Annotated in this window: 14 protein-coding genes; 8 read left to right on the top strand and 6 right to left on the bottom strand. The window is 43.7% G+C overall.

All coding sequences use genetic code 11. The features are described 5' to 3' along the window. The first annotated feature begins 460 nt into the window (after positions 1–460). Genes ABIL39_09750 through accC form a run of 6 tightly spaced genes read left to right on the top strand, consistent with a single transcriptional unit; the run spans position 461 to position 7,209 of the window. Entirely contained in the window at positions 461–1,861 is a 1,401-nt protein-coding gene (locus ABIL39_09750) for a hypothetical protein (GenBank protein MEO0166406.1), read from the top strand. A gap of 54 nt (positions 1,862–1,915) precedes the next feature. Then, positions 1,916–2,896, top strand: a complete 981-nt coding sequence (locus ABIL39_09745) for a DUF4837 family protein (GenBank protein MEO0166405.1) — start codon at positions 1,916–1,918, stop codon at positions 2,894–2,896. A 51-nt stretch (positions 2,897–2,947) separates the two neighbouring features. Then, a complete protein-coding gene (locus tag ABIL39_09740) occupies positions 2,948–4,252 on the top strand; it encodes a tetratricopeptide repeat protein (protein ID MEO0166404.1) in 1,305 nt (434 codons plus the stop codon). Positions 4,253–4,255: 3 nt separating this feature from the next. After that, on the top strand, positions 4,256–4,726 hold the full coding sequence (gene accB / locus ABIL39_09735) for an acetyl-CoA carboxylase biotin carboxyl carrier protein (protein MEO0166403.1): 471 nt from the start codon (positions 4,256–4,258) through the stop codon (positions 4,724–4,726). Between the two features lie 27 nt (positions 4,727–4,753). Continuing rightward, positions 4,754–5,860 carry a PilT/PilU family type 4a pilus ATPase gene (locus ABIL39_09730; protein ID MEO0166402.1) on the top strand — a complete coding sequence of 369 codons (1,107 nt, stop codon included), beginning with the start codon at positions 4,754–4,756 and terminating at the stop codon, positions 5,858–5,860. Then, positions 5,860–7,209, top strand: coding sequence for an acetyl-CoA carboxylase biotin carboxylase subunit (accC, locus tag ABIL39_09725; GenBank protein ID MEO0166401.1), 1,350 nt, complete (start codon positions 5,860–5,862; stop codon positions 7,207–7,209). Before ABIL39_09730 ends, accC begins: the two co-directional genes overlap by 1 nt. Positions 7,210–7,213: 4 nt before the next feature. Here the strand turns inward: accC and uvrA are convergent, their stop codons facing one another. Next, positions 7,214–10,030, bottom strand: a complete 2,817-nt coding sequence (gene uvrA / locus ABIL39_09720; GenBank protein MEO0166400.1) for an excinuclease ABC subunit UvrA — start codon at positions 10,028–10,030, stop codon at positions 7,214–7,216. A gap of 182 nt (positions 10,031–10,212) precedes the next feature. Here uvrA and ABIL39_09715 point away from each other — a divergent pair, with 182 nt between their 5' ends. Continuing rightward, the gene (locus ABIL39_09715; protein ID MEO0166399.1) at positions 10,213–11,529 is read left to right on the top strand and encodes a nucleotide sugar dehydrogenase; all 1,317 of its coding nucleotides are present in this window, start codon (positions 10,213–10,215) and stop codon (positions 11,527–11,529) included. Between the two features lie 24 nt (positions 11,530–11,553). Here ABIL39_09715 and alaS read toward each other — a convergent pair whose 3' ends face one another. Genes alaS through recA form a run of 3 tightly spaced genes read right to left on the bottom strand, consistent with a single transcriptional unit; the run spans position 11,554 to position 15,698 of the window. Continuing rightward, positions 11,554–14,100: an alanine--tRNA ligase gene (alaS, locus tag ABIL39_09710; protein MEO0166398.1), complete on the bottom strand. Its 2,547-nt coding sequence runs from the start codon at positions 14,098–14,100 to the stop codon at positions 11,554–11,556. Then, positions 14,093–14,701 carry a RecX family transcriptional regulator gene (locus tag ABIL39_09705; GenBank protein ID MEO0166397.1) on the bottom strand — a complete coding sequence of 203 codons (609 nt, stop codon included), beginning with the start codon at positions 14,699–14,701 and terminating at the stop codon, positions 14,093–14,095. The genes alaS and ABIL39_09705 overlap by 8 nt, the downstream gene beginning before the upstream one ends. Beyond that, the gene (gene recA, locus ABIL39_09700; GenBank protein ID MEO0166396.1) at positions 14,664–15,698 is read right to left on the bottom strand and encodes a recombinase RecA; all 1,035 of its coding nucleotides are present in this window, start codon (positions 15,696–15,698) and stop codon (positions 14,664–14,666) included. The genes ABIL39_09705 and recA overlap by 38 nt, the downstream gene beginning before the upstream one ends. Before the next feature lie 291 nt (positions 15,699–15,989). Here recA and ABIL39_09695 point away from each other — a divergent pair, with 291 nt between their 5' ends. Beyond that, entirely contained in the window at positions 15,990–18,386 is a 2,397-nt protein-coding gene (locus ABIL39_09695) for an SBBP repeat-containing protein (GenBank protein MEO0166395.1), read from the top strand. A 164-nt stretch (positions 18,387–18,550) separates the two neighbouring features. Here the strand turns inward: ABIL39_09695 and ABIL39_09690 are convergent, their stop codons facing one another. Both ABIL39_09690 and ABIL39_09685 read right to left on the bottom strand, forming a co-directional pair. Beyond that, the gene (locus tag ABIL39_09690; protein MEO0166394.1) at positions 18,551–19,429 is read right to left on the bottom strand and encodes an Omp28-related outer membrane protein; all 879 of its coding nucleotides are present in this window, start codon (positions 19,427–19,429) and stop codon (positions 18,551–18,553) included. A 328-nt stretch (positions 19,430–19,757) separates the two neighbouring features. Next, positions 19,758–20,088: L-rhamnose isomerase (locus ABIL39_09685; protein MEO0166393.1), on the bottom strand; the 331-nt coding region annotated here is incomplete at its 5' end.

Below are 20,088 nucleotides of genomic sequence, written 5' to 3'. Positions count from 1 at the left end.
TTTCCGATTGGGTTTAGAATTATTGGATAAGCTGGATTTATCCAAATACCCGTGGCTTTTTTGTTTCAAAAAGTTATGCCCAACCGAAGATTAAAAGTGAGGAGTACTCAGTTTATGTCTCTGAGTCCTCTCTACTTTTTCAAATTGTTTTTATCTCCACTGGATTATTAGCGGTAGCCGCACCCTTCAGGGTGCGAGATACCCTGAGATTTAAAAACATTTATCCGCAGGCTGAAGCCTGCGCCTACCATTTTACCGGTTACCACCCGACAACTTCAGGTTTGCATTTTTGTTTGTCTTGCCTTACGGCAAAAAACTCCCTAAAGCCTTGCCCGACAACAAAATGATTGATCATCTTTACAAATTTTGCCGATAGGTTTCATTGTGGCTAAATAAGTGGAGAGACTCAGTTTTGATGCACCTCTTGACATAGAATATTTGGTCATGTAAAATTTAGAAAATGCCTTTTTTATTGATTTTAATAATTCTCCTGCAGAGCCCGACGATTAAATGGGCGAGGATTTATGGAGGTGAAAATCGCGATTATGCCCGGTCAGCAATTGAATGTCAGGATCATGGATTTATTGGTGTGGGTGCGACCAATTCTTATGGTAATGGTAGATATGATATTTTCATCTTTAAAGTCGATTCACTCGGTTATCCACAATGGACAAAGGCATTGGGCGGATCTGGAGATGATTATGGTTCTGGGATCTGTCCTGTTTCTGAAAATACATATTTTATAGTTGGAACGACTTTTTCTGCTGGACACGACCGCGGAGATATTCTTTTGCTTAAGATAAATGAGGCGGGTGATTCAATAGGGGCCAGGGTATATGGCGACACCGCTGAAGAATGGGGCTATGGTATCACTCCTACCCTGGATAACAATTATCTCCTTTGGGGTACTACAAATTCGAGTGGCGCAGGTAATCAAGATATCTTTTTATTAAAGATCGATTCCACAGGCGAAGTCATCTGGTCAAAGACCTACGGTGGTAGTGAGGATGATTATGCCTATTGTGGTGTTGCCACCCATGATCATGGTGCAATTCTCACCGGCAAGACCTATTCTTTCGGGAATGGTGGGAGTGACATAATAACTGTGAAAATCAATGCCCAGGGCGAAGTGGAATGGATGAGCCTTTACGGTACTTATTTTGACGAATCCGGCTTTTGTATCCAGGAGACCTTAGATTCTGGATACATTGTTTGTGGCACCGCTTACTTCACCTTGCTCGGGCAGGAATGGTGCCTTTTAAGATACAACCAGCGAGGTACCTTGGTCTGGAGTCGGTTTCAGGGGAGTCTGAATAATGATACCGCATTTTCAGTCCAGGAAATCGGCAACAATAATTATATTCTCGCCGGGAACTTCAGTTACGAAATGTATACAGTGCGCACAGATACGGCAGGTCTAAATCTCTGGACATTGATATACGGTGGTCCGGGCACTGATTGTGCCTACTCTATCAAAAAAACTTCGGATGACGGTTATATCATTGCAGGAATTACCAATTCCTACGGTGCGGGCGACGATAATGCTTACCTGGTGAGAACATATCCGGACCAAACAGGGGTGGAGGAATTGTCCAGGAAATATCCTGGATCACCGAACACCTTCCGGATCTTCCCTTCACCCTGTAGGAACACAGTCCGCATCAGTGGATACCTTTCGAATATCAGTAATATCGTGATCTATGATATAGCTGGCAGAAGAATAAAAAATTTTTCGTTGCCAAAATCAGAAGGCTTTGAGTGGGTTTGGAATTGCACAGATGAAACAGGCCGAGAAGTGCCTAGCGGGATTTATTTCCTTTTTCTCGGAGACACGCTCAAAAAGAGTATTATAAAATATTGAACTTTAAAGACGCCTTTGCTGTTGACATTTCCCATTTAATTAATATAATTTAAAATGAGATTTTTTAAAACTCGACTCTTTCCCCTCACCTTCATGTTGGTGTGGTTCTTCTATTGTCGTAATATGCCGGTGAGTGTGGGAAAAGCCCGGGATGTAGTCGTGGTTGCATCTGAGATTGATTCCAGTTTCATCAAAGAAAATCTCCAGATTTATCACCTTGTCCCCCAGCGAGAACCGTATTTTGTGTTCGTCTTTGCTCCTGACACGAGTTTAAAAAATGTCAAACTTTTCCATTCGCTCTTTCTTTACGGCTCATTGAAAGAAAATTTTATCTACGAATTACTTAGTGAGGAAGCACGCAATGCCACCCAGCGTGATACCTTCAATCTTTTTAAAGTCCAAAACCTTTGGGCAAAAAACCAGACCGTAGTAATTTTAGCCACCTCGGATCCCGAATATACAAAACCGGGGATAGTTAAATACCAGAAAATGATCAAAAAAATTCTGGAAGAGGCTTACTACCAAAAAGTTAAGACATCTTTCTATGAGAAAGAAATGGATCAAAATATAAAAAACCATTTAAAACGCCTGGGCTGGACAGTGGATGTGCCGGTGGGCTGGATGATTGACTCAACCTACCAGAACGAGAATTTTGTTTATGTCCATACCCACTATCCAGACCGGATCGTATTTTTTTATCAAGAAAGGGGAAGTCTGCCGGTCAATGATTCGCTGGCTATTGAAAAAAGAAACGACCTCACCCGCCGTTTCTACCACGGGGATTATGTAGTAAAAGATTTTACTACTGCCGCACGAATAGAATTCAAAGGAATGCAAGGACTGCGCTTGAAGGGTGTATGGCAAAATGACTCGCTCGTCGCCGGTGGTCCCTTTTTAACCTATTTTTTAGCCAAAGACGATTTTTTATATGTGATTGATGGTATGCTCTTTCTCCCGGGAGAAAGAAAAACTGATTACCTGATGGGTCTTGAAGTTATGATGAACTCGGTCCAACGGTCAGAATGGCATGAATGATTCCCTTGACAATCTTTATTATTTGATTAAAATAAATTGTTGGAGGCATAAATGGCCGAACAAGATTTCACAGAAATTGCGCGGTTAGCCGAGCGCTATAATAAGGATCCCAAATCGCGGATTTTTGTGCAACTTGCAGATGCCTATCGGAAGAATAATATGGTCGACGAGGCGCTGGAAGTGCTCAAACAGGGGCTCCAATATCATCCTCAGTATCCGCTGGCGCATCTGATTCTTGGTAAGTGTTACTATGATAAAAGAATGTTCAACCAGGCCAAAGAGGCCCTGGAAAAGACGATACAGCTTGATCCAGTAAACATTGTAGCGCTCCGACTTTTAGCCCAGGTATGTGAAAATCTAAAAGATGAAGCCTGCCAGATTAAAGCATATAAAGGGATAATCTCGATTGACCCGAGTGATGAAATGGCAAAAAACCGACTCGCCCAGTTGGAGGCCACACAGCGGAAAGGAGAGATTTATACCCTAACACTTGCTCAGGAATACGAGCGTCAGGGAAATCTTGAAGAAGCGCTGAAGGTATATGAACACTTAAGTTTTATGGACCCCACTGACCTGGCTTTGAAGCATAAAATAAATGAATTAAAGAATAAAATTTCCGGGGTAGTGCAGGAAATAAAAAAAGTTGAAGAAGAAAAGATCGCCGAGATGGGGCTTGAGACCTATCTCCGACCAGAAGAGATCTCCACTATGCCCAAAGTAGAAGTTCCTCCACCTCCGGAGCCTCAACTGGGTGAACGGGTAGTCGATCTGGACCAACCTGTGACACCACCGCCCATAGAACCGCAACCGCTGCTTGAGGAGATCAAAGTGGAACCAGTCAAATCTGCTGAAGAAAAAACAACAACGGAATCCGAGGAGATCCTTTCGCTGGAAGAATTCCTGGTAAAACCTGAAGAGCCAATTACTGTTGAGGAGACAATGCCGGCGGGCTCAGCACCTGGAGAGGCAGAAGCCTTGATCTCCCAACCAGCAGCCCCGATTATCAGTGAAGAAACCATTGAAGAGCCACCCAAAGAAGAGATCGTGGGATCTCAGTCTGTAGCACCCACGCCCGAGCAGGAGATGAAGATCGAACCCGGTGAAATCGAAGAGATACCCTCGTTTCAAGAGTTAAAGACAAGTTCAACTGAAGAACAGCCCAAAACCGTGGCTGAAACAGGAGAAGAAAAAACTAAAGAACCGGTGAAACCGGTGGAAGAAAAACCAATCAAGCCCGAGCCCATACTTCCTGAAGCCGAAAAACCTAAAGAAGAGGCTAAAAAAGAAGAAACTCCCAAACCTAAAGAAGAGGATTTTAAATCCTTCCAGGATTGGTTGCAGAGCCTTTTGAAATAAACCATGAATATCAAAAAGATAAAAGAACTCATTAAATTACTGGAAGATAGTCCCCTTACCGAGATTGAATACACCGATTTCTGGGGTAGGAAATTGAAATTGTCCAAAGGAGATGGATTCCAAAAGATTAGCCCAAAAGAAGCACCACCTTCGGTGGTAAAAGAACCGGCGCCTTCTCAGGCCACCCCAAGCCCGGAGCCGGAAAAGAAAAAAGAAGAAACCCCGAAAAAGAACCTGGTCGCGATCCGCTCCCCAATTGTGGGCACTTTTTATCGAGCCCCAGCACCAGATGCACCACCTTATGTGGAAGTCGGTGACATTGTAAAACCCGGGCAGGTGGTCTGTATCGTCGAGGCGATGAAGCTGATGAATGAGATTGAATCCGATGTCGCAGGTAAGATCGTTGAAATCCTCGTGAAAAACGAAGAACCGGTGGAATATAATCAGGAATTATTTTTGGTTGAGCCGTTATAAATCTTTGGTAATTAAATTAGCACAACTATGGAGTTAAAAGCATTACTTGAAAAAATGATGAAGGTCAATGCCTCAGACCTCCATCTCAAGGCTGGGGCACCACCGGTCTTCCGGATTGATGGAAGACTGGTCATTGAAAAATCAGAATCCCTGACGCCTGAGGTCCTCAAGACGATGGCGTATCAGATCATGACCCCTTCCCAGCAGCAGACATTTGAAAGGATGAAAGAGATGGACTTTGCAATCGGCGTCCGGGGGGTTGGCCGCTTCCGGGTCAATATCTTCCTCCAGCGCGGTAGTATTGCAATCGCGATGCGTGCCATCCCTATGTCGGTAAAGAGGATTGACGAACTCAATCTTCCACCGATCTTGAAGGAGCTGGCACTCAAACCCCGGGGCTTAATCCTCGTCACCGGGACCACTGGAAGTGGTAAATCCACAACCCTGGCAGCGATGATTGAACATATAAACGAAAATGTCTCTAAGCACATCATCACCATTGAAGATCCCATTGAATACCTCTTCCGGGATAATCTTTCGGTCATCAACCAGCGCGAAGTGCTCATGGATACGATTTCCTTCTCCATCGCCCTCCGCCATATTCTCCGGCAGGACCCAGATGTGATACTGATCGGTGAGATCCGGGACCGCGAAACGATGGATGTCGCTTTGAAAGCTGCAGATACCGGACATCTGGTGATGTCCACGCTCCATACCTTAAATGCAACGGAAACAATCAACCGGATCATTTCCTTCTATCCACCCCATCAGCACCAGCATATCAGGGTCTTGCTTGCCGCGACTCTCGTTGGAGTGATATCTCTCCGCTTGTTACCGCGTGCAGATGGCAAAGGAAGAATCCCGGCAGTAGAAATTCTGGTTGCCACGCCAACTATTAAAGAGTATCTCTTGGACCCGGTAAAAACCCTTTTGATACAGTCCGCGATTGAAGAAGGTTACGGACAGTATGGTATGCAGACATTTGATCAATCCATATTCCGGCTCTATAAGGATGGTCTGATCTCCTATGATGATGCAATCCAGGCAGTCTCAAATCCGGATGAGTTTAAATTGCGCCTCGTGGGCATTGAAGCGACTGCCGAGCGGGGTTGGGGTTCTTTTGAGAAAAAGTAGTGAAATTTGAAAAAATCCTTATTGCCAACCGCGGTGAAATTGCAATAAGAATCATCCGGGCAGCAAAAGAACTCAATCTAAAGACCGTAGCAATCTATTCCGAAGCCGATGCCGATGCCTTACATACCCGACTTGCCGATGAGGCCGTTTGTATCGGTCCCCCAGCAGCTCGGGATAGTTATCTAAATATCACCCGGATCATCAGTGCTGCCGAAATCACCGGTGCCCGGGCCATTCATCCCGGCTACGGTTTTCTTGCAGAAAATGCCGAATTTGCTGAGATCTGTGAATCCTGTGGTATTATTTTCATCGGACCCAAGCCCGAGCACATCCGGGCAATGGGTGATAAAATAAAAGCCAAGGAAACTTTTGCCCAATTCGGTGTGTTAGGTATCCCGGGCAGCGATGGAGAAATTGAGAATATCCGAGAAGCAAAAAAGATTGCCGCCACTATCGGTTACCCAGTAATTTTAAAAGCCGCGGCTGGCGGAGGAGGAAAGGGGATGCGGATTATTCACGACGAGAACGAGATGGAATCAGGATTCCGGATTGCCCAAGCCGAAGCGAAGGCGGCGTTCGGCGACCCACGGTTATACATTGAAAAATATATTGAGAAACCCCGGCATATCGAAGTCCAAGTCCTCGGCGATAGCACCGGCCATGTTGTAGCACTGGGTGAAAGGGAATGTTCTATTCAGCGCCGACATCAGAAATTGATTGAGGAATCACCATCGGTCGCGGTCGATGCGGAATTAAGAAAGAGATTGATGGAAACCGCAATCAAGGCAGCATCAGGCATCGGGTATCAATCCGCAGGCACGATTGAATTTCTGATGGATGATAAGAAAAATTTTTATTTTATGGAAATGAATACACGTATCCAGGTGGAACATCCGGTTACGGAGATGGTCACTGGTATTGATATCCTGAAAGAACAGATAAAGATTGCCTTGGGTGAAAAACTCTCTTTTAAACAGGAGGAAATATATCTAAGGGGTCATGCAATTGAATGCCGCATCAATGCCGAAGACCCCCGAAAAAACTTTGCACCCTCACCAGGTAAGATCACTTTCTTCCATATGCCCCAAGGAATCGGTGTCCGCTTTGACACCCACATCTTTGCCGGTTACACAATTCCACCAACCTATGATTCGTTGATCGGCAAATTGATCTGCCATGGTAATTCAAGAATTGAAGCAATCGCCCGGATGCGCCGGTCATTGGAAGAATTGGTGATCGAAGGGATTGCTACCACCATCCCATTCCATCTCGAGGTAATGAATAACGAAAAATTCATTGCTGGTGATATCTCCACCAAATTCTTAGAAGAAAATTTTAAATTGAAATAATTAATTACAAAACCTGGCGTAAAAATTGCCCGGTATAAGAATTTGTGTATCTGGCGACTTCTTCTGGTGTTCCAGTACAGACCACCCTTCCCCCCTCTTCACCCCCTTCGGGTCCTAAATCAATGATCCAGTCCGCACACTTTATCACCTCCAGGTTATGTTCAATGACAACCACTGTATTACCCCGATCCACGAGCCGATTTAAAACATCCAAAAGTAATTTTACATCTTCAAAATGGAGCCCGGTGGTTGGCTCATCAAGAATATATAATGTCCGACCGGTTGCGACCTTGGATAGTTCCTTAGCGAGTTTAATCCGCTGGGCTTCTCCACCCGAAAGGGTCGTCGCCGGCTGACCCAGTTTGATATACCCCAGTCCAACATCATATAGTAACTGGAGTTTCCGTTTAATCGGCGGAATATGCTGAAAGAACTCCAGTGCCTCAGCCACCGACATATCCAAGACATCGCTGATATTCTTTCCTTTGTATTTTATCTCCAAAGTCTCACGATTGAATCGACGGCCCTGGCAGGCATCACAGGTGATATAAACATCTGGAAGAAAGTGCATCTCAATCCAGATGATCCCGCCCCCTTCGCACTGTTCACACCGACCACCTGGGACGTTGAATGAAAACCTTCCCGGTTTGTAGCCCCGCACCCGGGCTTCTGGTAATGAAGCAAACAAATCACGAATCGGTGTGAATGCCCCGGTATAGGTCGCAGGATTGGACCGGGGTGTCCGGCCAATCGGTGATTGGTCAATATTTATCACCTTATCGATCTGCTCAATTCCAATAATCTCTTTGTATTCACCGGGTGGATATTTGGAATGGTAGTATTCTTGGGCGAGTGCCCGATAGAGTGTATCCACGATCAGGGTGGATTTTCCTGAGCCGCTGACACCTGTGACACAAACGAATACTCCTAGTGGAATTTCGACATCAATTGACTTCAGATTATTTGCCCGCGCACCCCGGATTATTAAAGAACCTTTCTTCACCCGCCGCATCTTAGGTACCTCAATCCTTTTTTTTCCAGAAAGATATTGCCCGGTGATGGAATTAGGATTTTTTGCTACTTCCTCCGGCGTTCCTGCACAGACTACATAACCACCCTGTTCACCTGCCCCAGGACCAAGATCAATTATGTAATCGGCACTACGAATCGTTTCTGCATCGTGCTCCACCACGAGCACGGTATTACCGAGGTCGCGGAGCGATTTGAGGGTTGCCAGTAATCTTTTGTTATCCCTTTGATGCAAACCGATGGATGGCTCATCAAGGATGTATAATACACCAACCAGTCCCGAACCAATCTGGGTCGCAAGCCGAACCCGTTGCTCTTCACCACCTGCCAGCGAATCCGTGGTCCGGTCTAAGGTTAGATAATCAAGCCCTACTGCGTTAAGAAATTCAAGCCGTCGGATGATCTCCTTTATCACCTCTCTCGCCACTATCTTTTCTTTTTCTGAAAGTTTTAGATTTTGGAAAAAATTGAGGGCGTTCTTTACTGAAAAGGCAGTGATTTCGGCGATGTTCCTCTCGCCAACCTTTATTGCCAGACTCTGTGGTTTCAATCTCCGACCCTTGCAGTCCGGGCAGGGTGTGATTACCATATAATCTTCAATCTCCTCACGGACCGCCTCTGAGGTCGTCTCCCGGTATCGGCGCATCAATTCAGGAATCACCCCTTCAAAAAATTCTTGAAAGACCCCTCTTCCCGATCCGTCCCGACGCACATACTCAACTTCAATAGGAATATTCTCACCATAAAGAATCGCCTCCCGAACTTCGGCAGGCAATTTATTGAAGGGTCTTTCTATATCAAATTTCAATTTTTTTGCGAGTCCCTTCAAGATCGCTGTCCGCCAGGAACCAGGAAACCCATAAGGTTTTATTGCCCCATCCAAAATTGAAAGATGGGGATTGATGATAACTCTTTTTGGATCGATCTCCATCTTTGTCCCCAACCCATCGCAGGTCTCACAGGCCCCATAAGGTGAGTTGAAAGAAAACATCCGCGGCGAGATCTCTGGATAACTTATCCCACAATTCACGCAGGCAAGTTTCTGGCTGAAGAATTTTTCTTCATGGCCCTCAAACACCACGAGTAAAAGACCTTCGCCTTCCTTCAATCCTATCTCCACCGAATCCGCCAGCCGCTTTCTTATTCCTTCTTTTAGAACCAACCGGTCAATCATAATCTCAATATTGTGTTTTTTATAACGCTCCAATTCTGGGACCTCTTCAATCTCATATATCTTTCCGTTCACCCGGACCCGTACATATCCCCGCCTTTTGAGGCGCTGGAGATATTCTTTATACTCTCCTTTCCTTCCCCTTATCACCGGAGCGAGAATTTCAATCCTCGTGCCCGTGGGATAGGCGAGTATCGCATCCACAATCTGGTCTGTAGTCTGGGATTCAATCCGCTGGCCGCACCGGTAACAATATGGGATACCGATCCGGGCGAATAGAACCCTTAGGTAATCATAGATCTCGGTGACCGTTCCAACTGTAGAACGGGGGTTTTTTGCGGCGGTGCGTTGCTGGATAGCGATTGCGGGTGAAAGTCCGGTGATCTCATCCACATCTGGTTTATCCATCATCCCCAAAAACTGGCGAGCATATGCAGAAAGGGATTCCACATATCTTCTCTTACCTTCGGCATAAAGTGTATCAAATGCAAGCGATGACTTTCCAGAGCCGGAAATACCGGTGATCACCACCAGTTTATTCCGGGGAATAAAAACATCAATATTTTTTAAATTATGGACGCGGGCACCTTTGACCCAGATACCATCTCTCAGATCTGACATCTTTCTGGTCTTTAAGTCCGCAGCTTGCAACATTTAATGCAGGGAATAGAAATTCTGGATAACCAAGCACCAAATCTATCCATCATGATTAATTTTAGTCAGAATGGAACCAGTGTCAAGGAGAGAGATGATGAACTTGACGGATTTTAAATTTTGTATATAATCCTTCAACAAGGAGCGTAATGCTGAAACAGCTGATTAGATCAAAAAAGGCAAAAGTTGGAATCATCGGCATGGGTTATGTAGGACTTCCCCTCGCACTCGAATTATGCCGCCGAGGATTCACCGTCCTGGGTGTTGATATTGATAAACAACGGGTAGAAAAAATAAACCATGGGATTTCGTTCATAGATGATGTGCCTCAAGAAGAATTGGCTAAATTTGTCCGAGAAAAAAAGCTTTGCGCTACTTTGGATTATAATAAATTAAAAGCGGTTGAGATCATCATTATCTGTGTCCCGACCCCAGTCAATGCGAATAAAGAACCGGATTTAAATCCAATCATTAGCAGTGGCAAGAATATTGCAAAAATTTTGCGCAAAGGTCAATTGGTGATATTAAAAAGCACTACCTTTCCTGAGACGACAGAGAAGATTCTCCTTCCGATACTCGAGGAGAGCGGCTTAAAGGTGGGGAAAGATTTTTATCTTGCTTTCTGCCCGGAGCGGATTGACCCCGGGAATAAAAAATTCGGTATTGCCAATACCCCAGCAGTGGTCGGTGGAGTCACGAAAAAGTGTACCGAAATAACCACTGAATTTTATAAACAGTTTGTCAATCAGGTCGTGCCGGTATCGTCGGCGCGCACCGCGGAAATGACCAAACTCCTGGAAAATACCTTCCGCAATGTGAACATCGCCCTGGTGAATGAGTTTGCCCAGTTGTGTGAGAGAATGGGAAACATCGATATTTGGGAAGTGATCCAAGCCGCCAAGACTAAGCCTTTTGGTTTTATGCCTTTCTATCCCGGACCAGGTGTTGGTGGACATTGTATTCCGGTGGATCCTTATTATCTCTCTTATAAGGCACGGGAGTATGATTTCCATACGGTCTTTATTGAACTTTCTGCGCGGGTGAATGAAGAGATGCCTTATTTTGTCGTCAACAAAACAATCGAAGAATTAAGCAAATCCGGGGTCTGCCCGTCAAAGGCAAAAGTGCTTTTGTTAGGAATGGCGTTCAAAAAAGATATCTCTGACCTCCGTGATTCCCCTGCCATCAAGGTTTACCAGATCATAAAGGATAAAGTGAGTAAGTTGGATTACAATGATCCCCATGTTCCTTATTTTGAACTCAACGGCAAAAAGATCAAATCGGTGAGATTAAATTTTTCCAGATTAAAAGAATATGATGCGGTTGTAATCCTCACCGATCATTCGGCGTACGATTATGAGAAGATTTTAAAATACTCCCGCTTGATTATTGATACCAGAAATGCAATAAAAAAGAAGGATCCCAAAGTCAAAAAATTAGGGTGCGGGGCGAATAGTAATTTTTGATTTGACCTCAAAAATTTCTTAGTATCAGACACCTATGTTTTCCTTGAAATATTCCATCAACTCGTGAATCTTTTCGGGTTTGCCGCCTCCGCCTTCGGCAAGATGCGGCTTACCACCACCCCCACCCCCGATGATCTTGCTTACTGTTTTAATCAACTGGTGGGCTGGATGCTTTTGTTTTAATTCCTCGCCCACGAATACCAGATAATTCACCCGGTTATTCACAACATCGTAGAGAACGCCACCTTTATCTTTTACTTTCTCTCGAATAAAATCTGCCACCAAGCGCATCCCGGTGCTGTCAAAACCCTCAATCCTTTTTACAATCCAGCGTTCCTCACCCGTCTCCTCAATTATCTTCTGGGCTACAAACTGAGCGAGCCTGTTCTGTTGTTTCTGTACAGTATTTTCCAACGCTTTAAGCCGATTTTGAAACTCTTCAAATTTCTCCAAAATATTCTGGTCGCTGCCCAAAAATTCGGCGATGTTTTTCACAATACCACGGTAGCGCCGTAATTCTTCCAGGAGATTAAATCCGACCAGACCTTCAATCCTTCTGATACCTGCAGCCGCCGACTCCTGGGCAACAATCTTAAAAAGTCCCACCTCACCGGTGTTATCAAGATGGATACCTCCACAAAGTTCAATAGAAAAATCCCGAATTTTAACGACCCGCACTTCTTTACCATATTTCTCACCAAATAGTGCCATCGCACCCAGGCGCTTTGCCTCATCCAGACTTGTCCAGAACTTATCCACCGGTATTGCTTCCATTATCTTTTCGTTCACCAAATCTTCAATCGCCTTTATCTCATCTTCGCTTAGAGGTTTAAAATGTATAAAGTCAAAACGGAATCGTCCGGGCGCGACGAATGAACCTTCCTGCCGGGCATGCTCGCCGAGAATTCTGCGTAGGGCAGCGTGGAGGAGATGGGTAGTGGTATGTGCCCGGGCGCTCTCCTTCCGGTGTTTCATATCCACCTGGGCAAAGACTTTTTGCGGAATAAATTTACCGGTCTCCAGTTCACAATGACAGGTATTCATCCCCTGGAGCCAGTAGGTGTCAAGGACTCTGAGTTTGAAATCAGAGCCTATAATCCAGCCGGTTTCACCCACCTGACCGCCAGCCTCGGCATAAAATGGTGATTCGGCAAGGACGAGTTCAATGCTTTTCCCTGAATCATTATACCGCAGGATTTCGGTCTCAACCTCGGACTTTTCATAGCCAACAAATCTACCAGTCCCTTCTTTTAATATCCGCCATTCGCCACCCAAGGTGAATTTCGCCTTGGCCCTTGATTCGGCGCGGGCATTCTCCAGATTTTGCAAAAACCCTTTTTCATCAACCACCATTCCTTTTTCTCTTGCGATCTCCAAGGTGAGTTCAATGGGAAAACCATATGTATCATAGAGTTTAAACGCCTCGTCTCCGGAGATATTCTTTTTCTTCCTTGCCAGTTCTTCAAAGAGTGCCATCCCCTTTTCCAGGGTCGCCAGAAATCGTTCTTCTTCGGCTTTGATCACAAGGGTGATCTCCTCGCGATGTTCCACAAGATCCGGATAAGGTCGTTTATACAACTCCACCACCGTGGGCACCAGTTTATAAAGCATCGGCTCATTTATCCCGAAATTCAAATTCAAGCGTGTTGCCCGGCGTAAGATGCGGCGCAAAACATAACCTCGTTCTTCATTGGAAGGAATAATCCCATCCCCGATGGCGAAGACGAGTGCCCGGATATGGTCGGCAATCGTATTGATATTGATATCCGTTGTTTTTTCTCTGCCATATGGTCTGCCGGTGAGTTCTACTATATTTTGGATGATGGGATAAAAAAGGTCGGTATGAAAATTGGAGGCTTTATTCTGCACAATGCTCGCCAGCCTCTCCAGCCCCATCCCAGTGTCCACGCCCCGGTTTTTCAGTGGTATTCGCTCACCTGAAACTTTCTGATCAAACTGCGGAAAGACCAGATTCCAGACCTCGGAATATCTATCACAGTCACAACCCGGAGCACAGGTATTTTTTCCGCAGGAGAACTCTTCGCCGAGGTCAAAGTATATCTCTGAACATGGTCCACAGGGTCCGGAGTCGCCAGCCGGACCCCAGAAATTTGTCTCATCGCCCAGTTTAAAAATTCGTTCAGGGCTCAATCCAATTTCTTCTTTCCAGATTTTATAAGCCTCATCATCTTGGTAATGAACCGAAACATAAAGCCGGGTTTTATCAATCTTTAAAACTTTGGTCAGGTATTCCCATGCCCAGATTATCGCTTCTCTTTTAAAATAGTCACCGAAAGAAAAATTACCCAGCATCTCAAAGAATGTATGGTGACGCCTGGTCTTTCCCACATTATCGAGGTCAGATAACCTTAAGCATTTCTGGATGCTGGCGGCACGCTTATAAGGCAAAGGCACGGTTCCAGTCCACAATGGTTTGAATTGAACCATTCCGGCACTGGTGAACAAGAGACTCGGGTCATCGCGCGGAATCAAGGACATAGAAGGAACGATGGTATGACCCCGCTCTTTAAAAAAATTTAAAAAACTCTCCCGGATTTCAAAATTATTCATAATCTTCTCCCAATACTTGGGCGATAGATTGTGGAGTAAAACCTTTGCTTATAAGATATCGGAAAATTTTGCCTTTCTGCCTGAAATCTTTTTTATCAAATTTTCCATAGCGCTTTTCAATCATCTTCTTGATGAGGGGAATCTCATCTCGTTCCTTTACGAGCTCCTGGATGTGCTGTTCGTCAATCTTCCGCTTGCGCAATTCTTTGATGATAAAGATATTACCCCGGGGTTTGAGATTGGTATAATTATCAACAAAATTTTGCGCAAAGCGCTCGTCATCCAGGATGCCCTCAGTTTTAAGTTCATATAACACCGCATCAATCAGGTCCGGCTCGTAACCCAATTTAATAAGTCTTTCCTTCAATTCCGCCACCGAACGATTCCGATAGCGCAACAATTTGTAAGCCCGTTGTTTGAGACGCTGTTTTTGTTCCGCAAACAAAAGTCCTTTAAGTTGGACATCGTCAATCTCATCACCTTCTTTAAGGTCGTATTTTAAAATGATCTCATTATCCAGCGCCAGTCGGTATTCACCGTTGAGATAAATGTTTGACCTTTTTTTATTTCTCTTTTGAACTTCTATTTTGCTTATCTTCAACTGATTTCCCGAACAACTTGGCACGCAATTCTTTTTCAATCTTCTGAGCGATATCTGGGTTTGCCTTCAAAAACTCGATAACCGCATCCCTTCCCTGACCGATCCGATCATTTTTATATGAATACCAGGTGCCAGATTTATCAATAATACCCTGCTCGGTTCCGATATCTACCAATTCACCCAACTTTGATATCCCCTCACCGTAGATAATATCAAATTCGGCCTCGCGAAATGGCGGAGCAAGTTTATTCTTCACCACCTTGACCTTGGTGCGTGAACCAATCACATTCTCACCTTTCTTTAAAGTCGCAATCTTGCGTATATCAATCCGGATTGAAGAATGGAATTTTAATGCCAATCCACCCGGGGTGGTCTCCGGGGAACCATACATCACCCCGATCTTCATACGAATTTGATTTATGAAGATTGCCACGGTCTTGGATTTGCTTATCACCCCGGTCAGTTTTCTTAATGCCTGAGACATCAAACGTGCTACCAGTCCCACCTGCATATCACCCATCTCTCCCGCGATTTCCGCCTTTGGGACTAATGCAGCTACTGAATCCACAACAATGATGTCCACTCCACCTGAGCGAGTAAGAATTTCAGCAATTTCCAATGCCTGTTCCCCGGTATCCGGTTGTGAAATATAAAGATTATCAAGGTCCACTCCGATTGCCTGGGCATACTTGGGGTCAAAGGCATGCTCAGCATCGATGAATATCGCATTACCACCCAATTTTTGTGCCTGGGCAATCGCTTCCAGGGCTAAAGTTGTTTTACCACCCGCTTCCGGACCAAAAATCTCAACGACTCTACCTCGCGGATAACCACCAATCCCCAGGGCATAATCCAAGGCGAGCGAACCCGAAGGAATGACACTCACCTCCACCTTGGATTCTTCAGCACCCAAACGCATCACCGCACCCTTACCAAACTGTTTCTCAATCTGGCTTATTGCCATTGATAATACCTTCTCCTTCTCATCCTTTGCCATAGCACTCCTTTTATTATACTAATATTAACTAAATTTTTCGCCAAGTCAACAGAAAAATAATCTGAAGCGGTGGAGGCGAGCAACCGGGGTCAAAACCCAAGTATATACATTTTAATTCTATCCGCATTTTTTAATATCTAAAACCTTCTGCACACTCGGTTGCAACATTTTTATTTCTGGATAACATCTTCCTAAATCGATCCATTGACATTGGGTCGAAGATATGTAAAATTTGCGCAAATAAATGGTTCCAGAGAACAAACTAAAAAACAAATAAAGAAAGGGGGAAATATGAAAAAAATATCATCTTTGTGGATTGTCTTTTTATTAGTGTGGGGCGAAAACGCCCTGGGTTTAGAGTTTGTTACTGAAAAACCGGCTTATTTCATTGCTAATCAAGGACAATGGGATGAACAGGTAAAATTTGTAGCCATTGTCAATGGCGCCACCTACTGGTTTCTGAATGATGGATTCATCTGCCAGACACTGGTGGCGAACAATGTTGAAAAAATAAATAATCCTAAAAAATCTCCTGCCGCGCAGCGAGATGTATTGTATCATCCCGAGATTAAATCAATAAAATGGACTCTAAAAAATGTATCGGAGAATGTGCAGGTTATTGGCTTTGATACCCTGCCCCATTATTCGAATTATTTCATCGGTGATAACCCGGCAAAATGGCGCACAAAAGTTCACCATTTCAAAAGCATCATTTATTCCAATATCTATCCGGATATTGACCTGAAATTTTATGTTTGTGACCACAACCTTAAATACGACTTTATCGTCAAACCCGGTGCTGACCCTTCCAGTATTAGCATTCGATATAGTGAAATTGGGGCATTGAATGTATCAGAAGATGGGAAGTCAGTGATAGTCGCCAATGGAAATTTGCACAATGAGTTTGATTTACTTGTATATCAGGTCAGAGATGGAAAAAAGATTAAGATAGATGGGCGGTTTAAGATTTCAAATAAAAATTCGTTAGGATTTGAAATTGGCGAATATGACAAAAGCCTACCGTTAATTATCGACCCCCGGGTTTCTATTATCTACAGTACCTATCTCGGTGGTTCTTCTTATGAAAGTGGTAATGATGTTGTGGTTGATACTTCGGGCTGTGCTTATGTAGCTGGCTATACTCTTTCTACGAATTTTCCCCTGCAAAATCCTTATCAGAATTACAATGCCGGTAGTTTTGATGTCTTTATAAGTAAATTTTCTCCTGGTGGAAACCAATTGCTTTATAGCACCTATTTAGGTGGTACTGACGAAGATGTGGCTTATGGTATTGCTATTGATAGTCTCGGAAATATTTATATTGCCGGCCGAACATCATCAACAAACTTTCCCGTGATAAATTATTATCAGCAGTATAATGCGGGTGGGTTATATGATGCATTTGTCACAAAAATAAGTGCCCTGGGTAACCAGCTTTTATTCAGCACCTATCTTGGTGGGTCAGGTGATGACCAGGCAATGGATATTGCTGTTGATCCGAATAGTCATTGTTATGTCGTAGGTAAAACTTCTTCTACCAATTTCCCTTTACGAAATCCTCTACAACCCAACTATGGTGGAGGTTATTTTGACTGTTTTATAACAAAATTTTTACCTTCAGGAAATCAACTTGCCTTCAGCACCTATTTAGGGGGCTCGGTCCTGGATGAAGGTTGGGGTCTGGCATTGGACAATGCTAATAATATTTATGTCGTAGGTTATACCTCTTCACCGGATTTCCCTGTTCAGGATCCATTTCAGCCCAATTTGGCTGGAGCAAATGATGGCTTTGTAACCAAATTATCAGCGGCGGGGAATGCGCTCATTTATAGTACATATTTTGGGGGTGAATTATACGACTATTGTCAGGCAGTATGTGTTGATAGATTTGGTCATGCCTATGTGACTGGCGGCACCGAATCAGACAATTTCCCCATTTATAATCCGTATCAGAATATTCACTATGGGGTTGACGCCTTTGTGTCAAAATTCAATGTTAATGGAACAAATTTAGTCTTCAGCACTTTTTTAGGTGGTACAAGTTATGAATATGGACAGGACATCGCCGTGGACTCATATCAATGTGTTTATGTAACCGGATATACTGGTTCAGGAAATTTCCCATTGAGAAATGCATTCCAGAATTCTTATGGTGGTGGTTATTATGATGGATTTATTACAAAATTTGTTTTTGCCGGTAACCAATTGAGTTATAGTTCCTATCTGGGTGGTAATAGCGATGATGTGCCGTATGGACTTGCCGTTGACCAGAGCGGTTGTGCGTATGTAACCGGTAATACTCTATCATCTAATTTCCCACTTATGAATCCTTTTCAGGGATTTATAAATGGTCAGGCCGATGCATTTTTGACTAAATTGGGAGTAGATAATACCGGTTATATGGAGATACCTGCAGGAAAAATGCCAGTTTTATTTAATATCCAGCCCAGCATTGTTTATGACATTATCAATATGGAGATAAAAATACCCCAATCCGATAAATTGGTAATTTCGGTATTGGATGTCAATGGCGGTAAAATTACCGAAATTTGTCCGCAAAATATTAATCCGGACAGGATGACAATATCCTGGAGTGCAAAAAACCTGCCAGCAGGCATATATTTCATTAAGATTGATATCGGAAGGGATTATTCAGGGGTGCGTAAATTTGTTAAATTGAATAACTGATAGACACTTGATCAAAATAATTAACATATCCAAATAATGTATTGTATTATATTTGATTGTCTCTTATCTTTCTTATTAATCAGTCGTTAAAAAGTGTGTTCTGGAATTCCGGTAATTACCAGAATTCCAGAATAAATGAAGGCATTGATAATGATGGTGAAAATCTATCTAATTACAATTTTCCCTGAAGTGCTTTTACTACAAGTGGTGAATATATAAAAATAAATCCCGGGATTTACTTTCTTCCCAGCCTTGTCTTTTAAATCCCATTCAACGATTTCAATCGCATTTTTTGCCGCAATTCCTTTGAATTCACGCAATTTTTTGCCGGTGATATCAAAGATTGAAATGCAGTATGGTTCTCCTATGCCCTGACTGAAAATGAATGTGGTATGATCAACGCACGGGTTAGGAATGGGAACAACTTCTGTGCTGGTTGGCTTTTGAGAAATCATCTCTCCTATACCCGTTAAATCTGTTACCTTAACGATCCCGGCCTGCCAGATTTCTTTTGTAGTATCAGGAAGCATTGTATCACACTGAATCCAGGTAACGATTTCGCACTTATTTACATTCCAATCTGGTTGGATTGTAAAATTCCGGCTCACAATTACCGAATCACCAGGATTAATTGTGACTGCTGTTCCACCAGTATCCGGCAAATAATCCCTTGCTACATGGTTATGCCAGTTATCGCCATTGGGTGCGGCAAAATAGACGCTGTCTTCAGTCAAAACAAAACGGATTGTGCCGCTAAAAGTTATTGTGGAATCATTGCGGAATTTCGCATAGACAATCCCACTGCCAGTATTCTGATTGTAAATTCCCCACATTGAGCAGGTAAACGGAGCCGGCCGGGTCATGGCATTCAAAATTTTTGTGCGCCAGGCGGGATAAACATTCGTGCCATGTTTATTTCCGTCATACCATAGCCATGGGCTTATATACCACCAACCATTTGAATACCAAGGTGGTGTGTAAAAATTATAAAGGCGTGCCCTTGCTTCTGGCGAATAAAGGGGAAATTCATTGTCGTAATGCATTTCAATAACGGCAACTCGTCCCGGGTAATCTGTAGCGATTTTTGCCAGTGTACAACTGGCAGGATAACAGGAGCCTCAGTCTTCCTGGTACATTTCTTCACAGACCACCAGTCGCTGGACGCAATAACTCAAGTTTATTAAAAAGATTACGGGAATTATTAAAGAAATAAATAGATATTTTTTATTCATAACAACACCTCGCGGACACAATTATATAAAAGATTTTCTTTTTGTCAATTATAGTCCGGTTCCACTGGGTGAGACAAGGCAAAAGCCTTGCCCGACATTTTAAGCCCGTGTTTTTCCGTTAGAAAAAAGATTAGAAGAATTAGTCCCTTCGCTTGCTCAAAATATTCTGCTCGTATTTTTTTATTGCACCAAGCCAGTCCGGGTCAAGGGGGACATTGGAGATAAAACAGAAATAATCCCAGACTGCACTGAAAGGCAGTGTCTTTAACGCTTCATAAATACCGAGCCTGGAGATATAATCTTTTCTTTCTTCAAATTTCTTTAACATCTTTATCGGTTCAAGCAGGGCGTATAATAGTGCCTTCTGGACTGAACGCGCACCCAGGACCCAGGCACCGATACGGTTGAGGGTTGCATCAAAATAATCAAGCCCGATATAAATTCTTGAAAGTGCATCGCACCTTATGATT

It is taken from the genome of candidate division WOR-3 bacterium (assembly GCA_039802205.1).
Taxonomy (GTDB): domain Bacteria; phylum Hydrothermota; class Tepidihabitantia; order SM23-42; family JAOAFX01; genus JAOAFX01.
This window is presented reverse-complemented; position numbering and strand designations above follow the sequence as displayed.